Origin of the sequence: Paenarthrobacter ureafaciens (genome assembly GCF_004028095.1) — a bacterium.
GTDB lineage: Bacteria > Actinomycetota > Actinomycetes > Actinomycetales > Micrococcaceae > Arthrobacter > Arthrobacter ureafaciens.
Genome location: NZ_SBHM01000007.1, coordinates 1,903,387 through 1,917,995, shown reverse-complemented (window position 1 = coordinate 1,917,995; position 14,609 = coordinate 1,903,387). Strand labels below are relative to the sequence as shown.

At 62.9% G+C, this 14,609-nt stretch carries 14 protein-coding genes; 1 reads left to right on the top strand and 13 read right to left on the bottom strand.

From position 1 onward, the window contains the following. Window positions 1–111 precede the first annotated feature (111 nt). From AUR_RS13295 to AUR_RS13240, 11 genes are all read right to left on the bottom strand, one after another. Complete coding sequence (locus tag AUR_RS13295) at window positions 112–507, bottom strand: MmcQ/YjbR family DNA-binding protein (protein WP_021471684.1); 396 nt, start codon at window positions 505–507, stop codon at window positions 112–114. Window positions 508–545: 38 nt separating this feature from the next. Then, complete coding sequence (locus AUR_RS13290) at window positions 546–1,409, bottom strand: polysaccharide deacetylase family protein (RefSeq protein WP_241650923.1); 864 nt, start codon at window positions 1,407–1,409, stop codon at window positions 546–548. Window positions 1,410–1,492: 83 nt separating this feature from the next. Beyond that, window positions 1,493–1,918, bottom strand: coding sequence for a CoA-binding protein (locus AUR_RS13285; RefSeq protein ID WP_062095040.1), 426 nt, complete (start codon window positions 1,916–1,918; stop codon window positions 1,493–1,495). A gap of 60 nt (window positions 1,919–1,978) precedes the next feature. Further along, the gene (locus tag AUR_RS13280; protein ID WP_062095038.1) at window positions 1,979–2,806 is read right to left on the bottom strand and encodes a hypothetical protein; all 828 of its coding nucleotides are present in this window, start codon (window positions 2,804–2,806) and stop codon (window positions 1,979–1,981) included. Next, window positions 2,803–3,357 (bottom strand): RNA polymerase sigma factor, encoded by a 555-nt coding sequence (locus tag AUR_RS13275; RefSeq protein ID WP_021471688.1) that lies wholly within the window; start codon window positions 3,355–3,357, stop codon window positions 2,803–2,805. The genes AUR_RS13280 and AUR_RS13275 overlap by 4 nt, the downstream gene beginning before the upstream one ends. Window positions 3,358–3,812: 455 nt before the next feature. Then, window positions 3,813–5,231 carry an MFS transporter gene (locus AUR_RS13270; protein WP_062095036.1) on the bottom strand — a complete coding sequence of 473 codons (1,419 nt, stop codon included), beginning with the start codon at window positions 5,229–5,231 and terminating at the stop codon, window positions 3,813–3,815. A 508-nt stretch (window positions 5,232–5,739) separates the two neighbouring features. After that, on the bottom strand, window positions 5,740–6,819 hold the full coding sequence (locus tag AUR_RS13260) for a LacI family DNA-binding transcriptional regulator (RefSeq protein WP_082694485.1): 1,080 nt from the start codon (window positions 6,817–6,819) through the stop codon (window positions 5,740–5,742). A 38-nt stretch (window positions 6,820–6,857) separates the two neighbouring features. Next, on the bottom strand, window positions 6,858–7,763 hold the full coding sequence (locus AUR_RS13255) for a carbohydrate ABC transporter permease (protein WP_062095035.1): 906 nt from the start codon (window positions 7,761–7,763) through the stop codon (window positions 6,858–6,860). Next, a complete protein-coding gene (locus AUR_RS13250) occupies window positions 7,760–8,641 on the bottom strand; it encodes a carbohydrate ABC transporter permease (protein ID WP_021471692.1) in 882 nt (293 codons plus the stop codon). The genes AUR_RS13255 and AUR_RS13250 overlap by 4 nt, the downstream gene beginning before the upstream one ends. A 64-nt stretch (window positions 8,642–8,705) precedes the next feature. Next, window positions 8,706–10,043, bottom strand: a complete 1,338-nt coding sequence (locus AUR_RS13245; protein WP_069696298.1) for an ABC transporter substrate-binding protein — start codon at window positions 10,041–10,043, stop codon at window positions 8,706–8,708. A gap of 47 nt (window positions 10,044–10,090) precedes the next feature. Further along, window positions 10,091–11,536, bottom strand: coding sequence for a glycoside hydrolase family protein (locus AUR_RS13240; protein ID WP_021471694.1), 1,446 nt, complete (start codon window positions 11,534–11,536; stop codon window positions 10,091–10,093). 236 nt (window positions 11,537–11,772) lie between these two features. Between AUR_RS13240 and AUR_RS13235 the strand changes: the two genes are divergently transcribed. After that, entirely contained in the window at window positions 11,773–13,332 is a 1,560-nt protein-coding gene (locus AUR_RS13235) for a glycoside hydrolase family 32 protein (RefSeq protein WP_062095031.1), read from the top strand. Between the two features lie 15 nt (window positions 13,333–13,347). Here the strand turns inward: AUR_RS13235 and AUR_RS13230 are convergent, their stop codons facing one another. Next, window positions 13,348–13,581, bottom strand: coding sequence for a DUF6480 family protein (locus AUR_RS13230; protein ID WP_021471696.1), 234 nt, complete (start codon window positions 13,579–13,581; stop codon window positions 13,348–13,350). A 102-nt stretch (window positions 13,582–13,683) separates the two neighbouring features. Then, complete coding sequence (locus AUR_RS13225) at window positions 13,684–14,604, bottom strand: NADP-dependent oxidoreductase (RefSeq protein ID WP_062095029.1); 921 nt, start codon at window positions 14,602–14,604, stop codon at window positions 13,684–13,686. Between the last annotated feature and the right edge of the window lie 5 nt (window positions 14,605–14,609).

The window sequence follows — 14,609 nt, the reverse complement described above, 5'->3', positions numbered from 1 at the left end:
CTGGGTTGACGCCCTACAGCACCAACCTTCGTGTGACATACTTCACTAAGAGTGATTGGAAATCAATATTTCCCCGTAGTTTCGATCAACTTTTGTCAAAGTGTGATCTTTTTAGAGCAGTCCCGCCCATCCGAGTTGCTCCCGTTGCCGCCGGCTCAGGCTCGCCACCACCAGGTCGTAGGAGTCCTCCACCATGTCCCGGATCATGTCGTCCGGGAGCCCGCCGTCCAACCGCACGCCGTTCCAGTGCCTCTTGTTCAGATGCCAGGCGCCGGTGATTTCAGGATGGGCAGCGCGCAACTGCTCGGCAAGCGCAGGCTCGCACTTGAGGCTGACGGACCAGTTGCCGGGATCCATGGCCGACAGGGCAAACATCTTGGCCTCGTGGCGTACGCCACCGGACACCGCAGCCCTCACCTTGAAGACGGACAACTCCGGGCCGAACGGGAAGTCTTCAAAAGCACCCGGAAAGCCGAGGCAGATCTCACGGAGGCGTGGCACGTCCATGATTCGAGGGTACCGCTGCCGGCGTCCCGGACCATCAGCTACGCGACGCCCAGGAAGTCCTCCAGCAACACCACTTCCAACCCCGCCGCGAGCTGGGCAGCACGGAAAGCGGCCAGGTCAGCGGCGAACTCCGCCCGGAAATGCATCAGCACAATATCCCCCGGGCGTAGGGAATTTCCTACCTGGTAGTCCATCTTTCCCGCGTTGGCTTTCGCTTCCCACGTGACGATCGCCTTCATGCCGGCATCCGCCACAGCCTGGCGCATCACGTTTGAATAGGCGCCGCCCGGGGGACGGAAAAGCGTTGGGCGCCGCCCGTACTGCTTCAGCGCGTACTCCTGCATGCCCACCATGTCGGCGAGCTGCTGCTGATAACCCCACTGCCGAACCATGTTGATGTTGTGCGTGACCGTGTGGTTTTCCACCAGGCTGCCCTGGGCCTTGAAGGCGTCAAAGAAGGCGGGGTTCTCGGCGATGGTGTCCTTGGTAAGGAACAGCGAGGCCGGGTAGTCGTACTCAGCCATGAGCTTCACGGATTCAGGGCTCTTGATGTTGCCGTCGTCAATCGTCAGGAAGACCACCGGATGCTGCGTAGGAATCCTGGTGATCACGGGAGCCAGGCCACCCACTACTGGCGGCAGTTGGTAGTCGGGGATGAAGCTGCGGCGAATGCGCTTGGAGGGCTTCGGCGTCGCGGTTGGAGCGGGGGTGCCCGACGGCGGCACCTCACCGGCCGCCGCCATCGCTCCGTTGCCGGCCGGCCCCGCCGGCGAGGCGGACGCACTACCGGGCGGCAGCTCCGGCGTCGTACTTTCCCCTGCGCTGCACGCCGATAGTCCAGCGACTACCGACGCCCCGAAGGCCCCGAGGACGGCCCTCCTGCCGGGCGAGAAAAATGGCACAGCGGAAGGCTGCTTCGGCACGTTATCCCCCATGGATTAGTGAATGGTCAAGCTGCAGGGTAGCAGCAGAACCGGCGCGCGCCTTACAGGCCGTAATGCCAGCCTTCACGTGCCGGGCAGGAGTTGACCACGACGTCGAGCCCTGCGTCCCGGGCGCGCTGGCAGGCATCGTCGTCAAAGACTCCCAACTGGAGCCAGACCGCCTTGGCGCCCACCGCGATGGCCTCGTCAATGACGGCGCCCACGCGCCCGGAGTTCACGAAACAATCCACGACGTCTATGGGGTGCTTATCAGCGGGAATATCGGCGAGGGATTTGTAGCCCTTTTCGCCGTGGACATCCTCGCCCTTGAGATTGACCGGAATGATTTCCATGCCCATCTTGTCCCGCACGTAAAGGGAGACGTCGTAAGCGGAGCGCCATTCGTTGCTACTGAGCCCCACGATCGCCCAAGTGCCTTTTGTTCGCATCAACCGCTCCACCACGGCCGGATCGTTCACATGCATCATTCACCAAGCCTACCCCCCACCTTCAGGAGCGCCTCGGGCCGAATTTTGTTCATGCTGGGGTTATTTCCTCGAAACGGCAGGTGCTTGCCTCAGGAGCTTTTCGGCGGTGCCCCAGGGGTTGGCAATGTCGATTCCCGGGGTCTTGCCGGGCTTGCCGATATTGCCGGGTGCCGTCCAGCGTGCGTCCCCTGGCTTCCCCTTCTGGCTGGTGCCGACGCCCTGGTCGATTTTGCTGTTGTGCGCGTCCTTGGCTGCCTGGTTAGCCACAGCAGGAAGGTCTTTTGAACCAGGAGTCGTTCCCTGGGCCTGGTCATCCGGGGCCCGGTCGGCCCGAGCCTGCTTCGGCGCGGCCTGCGTCGGCGCGGTGGATTGCTGGGGTGCTGTTGTTCGGGGAGCTTCGGGCAGGGCGGATGGGCTACTCGACCCGCCGCTCCCGGCAAGGCTTCCGCCCGGTACGTTTTCTTCCGTGGGTGCAGGCTCTGTGATGACCCTCGGGGCGTCAGGGCGGGGCAATTCCCGAGGTGCTGCGTCCCCCTGCCGGGACGGGTTTCCGAAGAGCCCGCTGATAATGGTGGGAGTCTTCGTGAAACCGGAACTGGCGGCAGCCACACCGCTGACGCCCAGTCCCATGGCGGCAACAACCGCAACGCCGGCGAGGGCGGCGCGATGCTTACGCTGCCAACGTCGCTTGGTAAGCTGGTCATGCGGCCCGGCCAATATCGCTGCCAGTTCGGGACCCGGGGCGGGAGCGGGAAGGTTCCCGAGCGTCCGCAGGGAAAGAAGTACCGCCCGCATGTCAGCGTCATCGGAGAGATCCGCCTCGAGCAAGAGCTCGTCAACGGCAGCTGTGCTCTCCGATTCCCTGGATGGCCTGTCCCTGTATGTCATGGCGACACATATTCCTTTACTACCGAGTGCTCACGGAGCGTAATCAGCGCCCGCCGCTGCAGTTGTTTGACTGCTCCGGCGGACTTCCCCATGATGTCGGCCACCTGCTCAACCGTCAGTCCAGCCACGATCCGAAGTGCCAGGACCTCCCTTTGATCTCCTCCAAGGTGGTCAAGCAACCGGAGGAGTTCCTGCGGAGCCAACCGGTCCATCGCCTCGGACTCGGCCGAAACTGATTCCCTGGTGTCCCGTTCCGGTTCGAACTCGTGCTGTTCCGGAGTCCGGCTCTGCCTTCGATGCTCGTCAACCATGCGGGCGTGTGCCACCGAGAACACGAAAGTCCGTAGCCCGTCGGCTCCCCCGCTGAGGTCATCAAGCCGGGGCAACACAGCCAGGAACACGTCCTGGGTGACAGCTTCCGGGTCGGATACACCCTTGGCCGTCAGGTACCCGAGCACCGGGCCGGCGTAGGCCTGGTACACGGCGCCGAACAGTGCCGAGCTGTTGCCCCTGAGCGCATGGAGCGCTTCGTCGGTCAATGCGTCGGTCACTGAAGAGACTTTCGATCGGCGGCAGGTCCTTGGCTGGAAGCCGGATCATCCGCATCTGCTCAGCGAACGATCCTCACCTAGGGTATCTGCTCGTCCGGGTGCCCAGTAGGGCGGGCCCGGCATGTCGTCAGGAACCTTCCGATTCCCGGATCTGCGTGGTCGGAAAGTCCCTTGGACAAAAGGAAGGACCGGGCTGGAACATGATGGGGGACAAATTCCAGCTCGGCCCTTTCAAAGACGTAATCGTCGGGGCACCCCAAAGGGTTACGCGGGGTTCACATTTTTTTGGAAAAGTTTTTTGGCGCGCTGTTCGCGGGCACCTCAACCCGTGCCGTACCCGAACCCGCCCGGCGCACCTGTAGCACCTGTAGCACCTGGTGCGCCCCGCGCGAACGGTGGCGACGTGTGTGCTCAGGGGGTGCGCCGGGCGCGAAGGGCTGCGACAAAAGGAGTATCTAGCCCTCCTTTGCTGCCCTCTCCTGCACAGCTTTCTCCCGGTAGGACTCCGTGACGCGCCTGTACACAGGGGTAAGGAAGGCCAGGAGTGAAGCGACAATCATGACGACGCCGGCCACCAGGAAGACCAGGGCGATGCCACGTGACGTTCCTTCGCCCAGGAGCGGTGCCAGTTGGGCAGAGCCTTCCTCCGAACGGGCGTACGGGATGATCCAGAACTGGGCGATGGGGGCAATGATGAATGCCGTGATGGGTGCGGCAGCCGACTCGAAGGCCATGGCAAACCCGAACACCCTTCCCTGCCGCGGCAAGGGGACCACTTGCTGGATGACGGTCTGTTCAGCAGCTTCCACAATGGGTACCAGGGCCAGGTACAACCAGATGCCCAGGACGTACAGCCACGGCCACTCGCGAATGGTGAAGAGTGCCCCCAGGAGTCCCATGACGGCGACGGCAATCAGCATGGTCTTGAGCGGGTTGGCGCCAAGGCCGAACTTGCCCACCAACGCGCCGCCCACAATGAAGCCGGTAGCACCGACGGCAAAGAAGGTGCCCCAGAGCTCCACCGGGAACATCTCGAGGCCATACGGATCCATCAGCGCCATGTACACGCCACCAACGAAGTTGTTGAAGGTGGAGAAGATGATTAAGGCGAAGAGACCCGCAATGGCAAGCACGGCGGCATAGGAGCCCCGAAGGTCGAAACTGCCCTTCGCGTCGGTCGCGGCCGGTCTACGTTCTTCCGGCATGCGCAGGGTCAGCAGGTGCACGTAGGCGAGCGCCGTGAACCCCAGGGCCACCACGATCGTCCATCCCATTCCCAGCAGCCCGACGGACAGGCCGGAAAGCACGGAGGTGACGATGAACATCAGCCCCTGCACCATGCCCACCAAACCGTTGGCGTTGGCCCGGCGGTCGGGTTCGATGAGGATGGTGACCGTGGTGGACAGGGCAATGTTGCGCATGTTCTCCACCACCGCGCCGATGAGGATGATCAGCGTGAACGCCCAGAACCAAGGTTGTCCGAGGTCCAGCAACGACGCTGTGGGCACCAGGAGGTACACGACGCCGGAGACAGTGAACATGATCAGCGTAAAGGCGGCGGCGAAACGCATTACGGTCAGCTTGCGGTAGCGGTCCACAAAGGTGCCGAAGCTGATGCTGGAAAGGGCAATGAGCAGCATGTAGGCACCACCCACTACGCCCGTGGCAATGACGTTGCGGGTTTCCAGGTAGACCCAGAACGTCAGCGCAAACCACAGGTAGCTGGTGGTGATGTTGGCCGCAGCGGTGTTGACCAGGATTCCCATGAAGGTCCTGGAGCGCTCCGCCGGCGTGCGGAGTGTCAGATCAATGTCTCCGGGCGCTGCTGCCTCGTGGTCGGCGACGTCACCGGCCGGTGTGTGCTCGTGATCCATTCTCTCCCGCCCCGATGCATGCGTGTTCCCCTCACTGAAAACGCGCGGTAACACCAGCATCTGCCGGTTCTCGGGGACCGGTCAAGGGGTTTCCCGCACCGCTGCCATGGCCTCGCGCTTTACAGAGGCGTAGGCTGGCCCTCCAGCAAGAGGACCGAAAACAACGAGTTCCAGGAGAGATGATGACCCTTCCTCCACAGCATGAACCCGATCCGTTCCCGCCCGAGCCCGGGCCCACCCAGCCGCCGTCGGAGCCCGGCCCGGTACAGCCGCCGCCGGACCCGACGCACCCGTTCCCTCCACCCATGCCGGACCCGGGTCCGGAGCCAGGCCCCCTGCCCATTCCGGATCCCGGGCCGGCTGCTCCCCCGCCCCATCCGGATCCCACATTCGGGGAACCGCCGGTGACATAGGAAGGCGGCAGTGAAACTGAAGTGAAGCGCGACGGCGGCTGGTCACCTTGGGTGACCAGCCGCCGTCGTGCGTTGTGAACCTGTGGCTGGCGGGACTAAGCCTTCGACGGCACGGCCACCGAGGCGCGTTCGATCGCAGGGCATTCGATTTTGAGGGCTGAGTCCACCGGCGCTTCATCCAGGCCGAGCAGGAGCCGCACGCCCGCCGCGCCGAGTTCATAATGCGGCAAGGATACGGTGGAGAGCGGTGGCCGGAGGTGGGCGGCGATGACTTCCTGGTTGTCGAAGCCCACTACGGCGATGTCGTCCGGAATGGACAGTCCTTGCTCCCGGAGGCCGTCGTAGAGACCCATGGCCATGCGGTCGTTGTAGCAGTAGACGGCGGAGACGCCGCGTTTCAGCAGTTCCGCCGTGGCGCCGTAGCCGCCTTCCTGGTCCGGGTACGCCTCAAGGACGAGGTCAGGATCGAAGGCGATTCCGGCCGCTTCCAACGCAGCCCTGTAGCCCTCCAACCGCCCGTCCCTGGCCGGGGCCGGAGTGGTGGCGTTGATGAAGGCGATGCGCCGGTGTCCACCACGGATGAGGATTTCGGTGGCCGATTGTCCGCCCTGGGCTTCGTCAGGCACCACTGCCCGTGCCGCGCCGGGCACGGGCGAGAAGCAGTTGACAAGCACGAAGTCTGCTTCGCGGAGCGTCTCCGGAATGTCGGTGGTCCGGTGGAACCAGGTGGAGTACAGGATGCCGCGGACCTTGTACTCCAGCATCATGTTGATGGCGTCGTTCTCGAGGTCGAGGTTGCCCTCGGTGTTGGCGATCAACAGGGCGTAACCGTGTTTCCAGGCCTCGTCCTGTGCTCCGTGGATGATTTGTCCGGCGAAGGGCGTGGTGGCGACACCATCGGCCACCAGTCCGATGAACTTCGAGGTTCCGCTCACCAGGGTCTTGGCCATGGCATTGGGGCGGTAACCAAGGGTGCGGATGGCCGTTTTGACGCGTTCCCGGGTTTCCTCCGCGATGCGGGCGTTCTTCTTTTTGTTGATGACCAGGGAGACCGTGGCGGTGGAAACGCCTGCAGCTTCTGCTACTTCGCGGAGGGTCACCGGATGTGCGCGGCTGGTTCCGACAGGAGCGTCGGGGGTTGCCGGCGTGCCTGGATCTTTCTCCTGCGAAATCATCTGCCCTCCATCAGGAGTATATCCATGCATTGCAGGCGTCATCCCTTGTTCGCCCCGCTCTCCAAGCCCTGGATCATGGCTTTGTTCAGGACGAGGAACACCAGGAGCAGCGGCGTGATGGTGACGCAGACAGCGGCGAAGGTGGCGGTCCAGTCCACCTTGCCCATGGCGCCGATGTAGTTCTGCAGACCGAGTGGGATGGTCTTCAGCTCTTCGGAGAGGACGAACGTGTTGGCGAAGATGAAGTCGTTCCAAATGAAGATGCTGTTGACCAGCACCACCGTAACCACTGTGTTCAAGGACAACGGCAACGTGATGAGGCCGAAGATCCGGTACGGCCCGGCGCCGTCGAGGGACGCAGCCTCATAGGTTTCGCGCGGGATGTATTCGAAGAAGGAGGAAAACAGGTAAATGGACATCGGCAGGGCAAACCCGGCCAGCGGAATAATCATCGACTGGTACGTATCCAGCAGGTTCACCGCTGAGTAATCAATGAACAACGGAACCAAAGCGATCTGTACCGGGACGATGATGCCGATCAGGAACAGGCCGCGGACGAAGCTGCTGAACCTGAATCCGAGGACCTGGATGGCATAGGCGGCCATCATGCCGAAGAGAACGATCAGCACGTTGGCGCCCATGGTCACGATGAAGCTGTTGAGGATGTTCCTGCCAAGGTCTCCGGTCTGGAACGCCCGGGCATAGTTGTCCCAGGTCAGCGCGCCCGGCAAGGCGAACGGATCGCCCGTCGCGAAGTCGTGCTCGGTCCGCAAACTGGTAAGGAACAGCCAGGCCAGTGGGTAAACCTGGACGATCACGATCAGCATGATCAGCACCCGGGAGAGCGTCCGGTACAGGTTCGGCTTGCGCCGCCGTCGTGTTGGAACCGGCGACGGCGGTTTGGTGGCCGTCGGTCGGGAGGCAGGTGCTGTCTGGGCGATCATGAGTCAGCCTTCCGCTTGAGCATGAACAGAATGAGGCCGACGGCCACCAGGCACTCGATCACGATGAATACCGAGATGGTGCTGGCATAGCCGAAGTCGGTACTGGTGAAGGCGGTCTTGTACATGTAGGTGGTCAGCAGCTCGGACGATTGGCCGGGGCCGCCGTTGGTCATGAGGTAGGGAATGTCGAAGCCGCGCAGCCCGTAGGTGGTGGCCATGATGGTGGTGGTGATCCACACCGGACGGATGTACGGGAAGCGGATCTTGGTGAAGAGAGTCCACCGCGAGGCCCCGTCCAGGACCGCGGCTTCCTCGAGCTCCTTGGGGACGGCAATCAAGGCCGCGTAGATGATCAGCATGTAGAGGCCCGTGAACCGCCACCCTTCCGGGGCAGAAACTGCGGCCAGGACGGTGTTCACGTCGGACAACCATGCCTTTTCCAGGCTGCCCAGCCCGATCCAGTGCAACAGCTGATTTAGCAGGCCGACCGGATCGATCGAGTAGATACGGACAAAGAGGAAGGCGATGGCCACGGTGGAGATGACGGCAGGGAGAAGGTAGAGCGTCTTGATGAGTTCCCTGCCCCGCGTCAGTGACAGCAGCAGGCTCGCCACGACCAGCGCTCCGCCGAGCTGGAGCACCAGGCAGATGGCCAGGTAGATCAGTGCGTTCCCGAAGGACCGCCAGAAAATGTCGTCCGCCGTCAGCATCCGGATGTAGTTTTCGAGACCCACGAACTCCATGTCGCTGATGCCGTTCCAGGAGAAGAAGCTCAGGAACAGGGACTGGAGGATCGGGAAGAGCACTGCCGCGCCGTAGAGAAGCAACGGCGGAAGCAGGAAGACCAGGACTGAGGTCTTGGACCTGTTGGGAAGCATGGTGTGGCCTTTCGGGCGGGGAACCGGCCGGTCCCCCGCCGCTGGGATCTATGTGCAGAACTGCTTACTTGAAGAACTTCGGCGCGTTCTGCGCGATGGTCTGGTCCATGGTGCTGGTGAACTGCTCGGGCGTGATGTTCCCTTGCACCAGGAGCACGAGTTCCTGCTGGAGCCTTCCGTTGGTGGTTGGGTCCAGCTGCGTGTCCCACGGCATGGCCTGCTTCGACCCCAGGTCACTGGCAGCGTCCAAGGCCTTCTTGTACAACGGCGTGGCGTTGGCCGGGACGGTGGTTTCCACGTTGGTGGTGGGTGACAGTGCGCCGGTGGCTGCGTATTCCGCCGGGTACTTCTGCAGGGCGAATTTCAGGAAGTCGCTGACCAGCGGATCGTAGGTCTTGGAGTTCACGGCCATGCCGATGCCGGAGGGGGAAACATACTCATTGGCGGCCGTCACGGAATTCGCGGTGGTGGGCAGTGTGAAGAAGTCGATGTCGTTCCGCACGGCGGGGTTCAGTTTGTCGGTTGCCAGGCTGGGAAGCTCCCACGTGCCGATGTTGTACATGGCAGCCTGCCCGGACGTGAACTGGTTTTGCGCGTCTGAGTAGCCTTGGGCTGAGAAGCCGTCCTGGAAGCATTTGGCCTTGCCCAGCCCGGACATCCAGTTCACGGCTTTCTGCCCGGCGGGATCGCTGAACTTGGCTTCGCCCTTCTTGAGCTTCTGCACGAAGTCGGGGCCGGCCTCCCGGAAGGGCTGGTAGGCCACGTACCTCTCCAGCGGCCACTGGTCCTGCCCGTCGATAGCGATCGGGGTGATCCCGGCGTTCCGCAGTGCCGTGCACATGGCCGGAATGTCGTCGAGCGACGTCGGCACGGAAACTCCTGCTTTCTCCAGCAGGGCTTTGTTGTACCAGATGAATTCGAGCTCGAACTGGAACGGAATCATGTACAGCGAACCGTCGTCGAAGCGTTGGTAGTCCAAGGCTCCCGGACGGTAATCGTCGTAGAGGTCCAGGGATTTGAGCAGCTTGTCAGCGTCAAGCATCTTGCCCTGCTTGGCCAACTGCTGCGCGAACGGGGTGGCATCGGTGTCGAACAGTTCCGGAAGCTTGTTGGCTGCGGCCAGGGTCTCGAGTTTTTGGATGTAGGAAGGGCGGTCCGGGGTGGTGATGAGGTTCAAGGAGAACCCGGGGTGGTCCTTGGCGTAGTCATCGGCCAGTTTCTTCATGATGTTGATGACTGCGCCGTCGGCGGGCCTGGACAGCAGCCAGGAGATTTCCCGGGGTTTGACCTCGCCGGTGGGGCTCACGTCGGTGGGGTTGCCGGCGCCGCCTCCCCCTGCGCAGGCCGTCAGTGCCAGAGCTGCTGCAGCAGCGACCGCCGCGGCGCGGAATAGCTTCTTCATGGGGATTTGTCTCCCTTGACTCGTTGGGTATGGGACGGGGATGTGAATCAGTTGTCAGTCCGTTGGCGGACGTCGAATTCGACGACGGTGGCGGAACCTTCACCGGCAAAAATTCCGATGCGCCCGCTGGGGCGGTCATAGATCCTTGCGCTCAGCGCCACCTGGCGGTCGACGACGGCGACGCACAGGTCGCCGTCGACTATCACCTCGAGCGTGTGCTCGCCCGGGGCGAGGTGGCAGGGCCGTTCCAGCTCGACGTCGTAAGGGACGTCGCCGGAGACGTGCCACTGCGCGTCGCCGGTCAGCTCGCGCGGCCAGCGGTCGAAGACGAGGCGCCCGCGCCGCGGCTCCAGCCGGAGAACATAGGACGCGTCGCCGTCGTCGCTGGAACGGAGCAGGAGCCCGCATTCGGTGGTGTCGGGGGCGATGTCCAGGACTGCTTTGGCGTAGAAACGGGAGGGCAGGTCCGCCGTGGAAATGATCGCGGAGTAGCTGTCAGGCGCACTCAATTCAGCCGGAAGTGCCTCGGCCAGCGATACCGGGACTTCTACCCAGAAACTGTCCACCAGTTCATCGGCGAACCCGAAGCCGAGCGTCCCGTCCGGGTTTTGGCGGGCTTCCAGGACGGACATGGTGCCCGCCCACTGCCACGGACCGTCGTCGCGGTTTCCTTCCTTGCTGGCGATCCATCCGAAGAAGAAGCGGCGGCCGTCGCGGCAAGCGCTCTTGGAGGCGTAGAACGCGCGCCCATCGATGCTGTCCAGGGCCGGAACTTCCCAGGGTCCGTCCGGGCTCTTGGCCATGCGGTAGCGGGTAGTGAAGGACTCCGAGAACTCGGAGTACACCAGGTACCACCAGTCACCCCACTGGAAGACGTCCGGGCATTCGTGGGTGATGTAGCGTCGGGGATCCCAGAACGGATCGGTGTACTCCCAGGTCACCAGGTCAGTGGAAACGCATTGGGCAATCACTCCACGACGGCGGTCCGGACCGGTTGCGTGCCGGGCGGCGACCAGCATGCGCCACACAGGCCGCGCCGGATCGGACTCGTCCCGGAAGACGAAGGGATCGCGCCAATCGCCGGATTCGTACCCTTCCGGAGCGCCGAACGTATCCTCCGGGTGCTTGGTCCAGGTGCGCATCCCGTCGCTGCTGGTTGCGCGCATGACCAGCTGGAGCGGCAGCCCGTCCGGACCCAGCCGGTGCGGGTTCTGGCCTGTGTAGAAGAGGTGGTGGGTGCCGTCGTCGTCAACCACCACGCTGCCCGTGTAGGCGTTGAAGTCCGGCTCCTGCGTGCTGCCGTGCTGCAGCGCAGCACCGTGATACTCGAACTGGGTGAGGTCCTTGGTGGTGACCAGGTGCCAGGACGTACCCGGTTTGGGGGTAACCCGCTCCTCGTGGAGGTAGAAGAGCCAGAACTCTCCGTCTTTCTCGAAAGGGATAAGGTCCCCTACCCACGCACCTTCGGGTTGGAAGAACACTGAGCGTTTCATCTGCGCTGACCTACATTCTGCTAAAGCGTTTGATCACGATGAAGGTAGCTCTGCGGAGCTCCGTTGGTCAAGCGTTTTAGCAAGAAAAATAATAATTGCGCTAAAACGCTTGACCATCCCTCGCGGATGAGGTTAGTGTCCCTTCCATCCGCCGCGTCCTTTGACGCCTTCCGCTGCCGTTTTTGTGCAGCCACCACCGCGGTCTCAACCAATGAATGCTTGAGAGGAACCACTTCATGACCCTCGAATTCTCACGACGGGCAGTCCTGCAAGGAACCGGTGCCGGCGCTTTGGCGCTCCTGATGTCCGGCACTGCCGTTGGAGCCTCGCACGCTTCACCGTCGTTGCGGGCCGTTTACCACATGACGCCGCCCTCAGGATGGCTGTGTGATCCGCAAAGACCCGTCTACACCAACGGCGCGTACCAGCTCTACTACCTGCACTCGGATATCAACAACGGCCAGGGTGGCTGGGACCACGCGACCACCACGGACGGTGTTTCGTTCACCCACCACGGAACCGTGCTCCCGCTGACACCGAATTTTCCCGTATGGTCCGGTTCCGCCGTGATCGACTCAGCCAACACGGCAGGCTTTGGTGCGGGAGCCGTCGTCGTACTGGCCACCAAGCCGACCGAGGGCATCCGCAAGTACCAGGAGCAGTACCTCTACTGGTCGGTCGACGGCGGGTATACGTTCACTTCCCTGCAGGATCCCGTGATCGTCAACACCGACGGCCGGACGGCCGTCACTGCGGCGGAGATCGAAAACGCCGAATGGTTCCGTGATCCAAAGATCCACTGGGATGCCGCGCGCGGGGAATGGGTGTGCGTAATTGGCCGGGCACGGTACGCCGCGTTCTACACCTCCGCGAATCTCCGTGATTGGCAGTGGCGGTCCAACTTCGATTACCCGAACCACGCACTCGGGGGCATCGAATGTCCGGACCTCTTCGAGATGACCGCCGACGACGGCACCCGGCATTGGATTTTCGCGGCCAGTATGGACGCCTACAGCATCGGGCTGCCCATGACCTACGCATACTGGACAGGCAACTGGAACGGCACGGAATTCCTGGCGGACGATCTGACCCCGCAGTGGCTTGACTGGGGCTGGGACTGGTACGCGGCAGTGACTTGGCCATCCTTGGATGCGCCGGAAACCAAACGGCTCGCCACAGCGTGGATGAACAACTGGAAGTACGCCGCGCGCGATGTTCCCACGGACGCCACTGACGGCTACAACGGCCAGAACTCCATCACCCGGGAGCTTACTTTGGAACGCCAGGGCGGAGGCTGGTACGCCCTCCTTAGCAGTCCCGTCTCTTCGCTGAGCGGCTATGTTACCGGCACCACGAGCATTCCGGACCACACCGTCAACGGCAGCTTCGTAGTGCCGTGGAACGGGCGCGCCTACGAGCTGGAGCTGGACATTGCGTGGGAAACCGCCGCGAACGTCGGGGTGTCAGTGGGGCGGTCCGCCGACGGATCCCGGCACACCAACATCGGCAAGTACGGCGGTGACCTATATGTTGACCGCGCTCCATCCGACCTGGCCGGCTATTCGCTGGCCCCCTACACCCGGGCGGCCGCCCCGATCGATGCAAACGCGAAGTCTGTGCATCTGCGCATCTTCGTGGACACCCAAAGCGTGGAGGTATTCGTCAATGCCGGCCACACGGTTTTGTCGCAACAAGTGCACTTCGACGACGGCGACACGGGCATTTCCTTCTACGCCGACGGCGGCCCGGCGACGTTCTCCGGCATCACCATCAAGGAGTTCGGGAATCCAATCTGAGCGCGGGTGATCCAATCAGTCAAAGAACCCCACGATGTAGCCAATGAAGTAGAGCAACGACATCAGGACCACGACGCCGATCACGGCGATCCAGAAGACCTGCGTGGATTTCCTGGTTCCGTGTTCCTCGTGCCCCTGCGGTCCGGCAGTGGAGGCTTCCCCGGGCGGGGTTTCTCCCGGAGGAACTCCCCCGCCGGGCTCCAGGCCTGTGATGTTCTCTTCGTACGGATCCGGATTGGCGCCTGACATTGGTTCTCCCTTGCTGCAGCTTGGGCTGGGTACGGCTTACGTTGTCCCGTACCCAGCCCTGCAGCAGTCAAAACACCCGGACTTTGCCGGAATGGTCCGCAATCAGTCCACGGAAAGCACGATTTTGCCGCGGGTGTGGCCTTCCATGTTCAGCCTGAAAGCATCCGCGGCCTCTGCCAAGGCGAAGACCTTGGCCACCTCGACGCGGAACTTTTTGTCATCAACCAAGTCGGCCAGTTCCTGCAGGTCGGCACCCACAGGGCTTACCCACATCCACGTACCGCCGTGCTCCTCGACGTCGCTGTCCGCGATCGAGGCGTGTCGTCCGCCGTCGGCCAGTACCTGCAGAGTCGCCTCGAGGTTTCCACCCGCGAAATCAGCAACAACGTCCACCCCGTCCGGGCTCAGCGCCCGGACCCGCCCGGCAAGTCCTTCACCGTAAGCCACCGGCTCGGCACCCAAGGACCGCAGGAACCCGTGGTTCTTCTCCGACGCAGTAGCGATGACCCTGGCACCCCAGGAGGCGGCGATCTGGATGCCCAAGGAACCAACGCCACCGGAGCCGCCGTGGATCAGGACGGTCTCCCCGGCCTTCACTTCCAAGCGCCGCAACACTTGGAACGCCGTCAACCCGGCCAGCGGAAGCCCCGCGGACTCGTTCCAGTCCAGGGACTTCGGCTTGCGGGCCAGGAGCCGCTCGGGCAGGGCAATGTACTCGGCGAAGCTGCCGCCGTGAACAAAATCCTTCCGGCCGTACGCAATCACTTCATCTCCCGGAGCGAACTTCCGCGAATCAATTCCCACCGACTCGACGACGCCCGCTACGTCCCACCCCGGAATCGCCGGGAACTGGAGGTCCATTACACCGTCGAGGTAACCGGCCATGATCTTCCAGTCCACGGGATTGACCGAAGCTGCCTTGACCTTGACCAGGGCCATTCCCGGCCCGACCTTCGGTTGTGGCTGTTCCGTCATCTCGAGGACATCCGGATTTCCGTATTTGCTGTAGGTGATTGCTTTCATGGTTA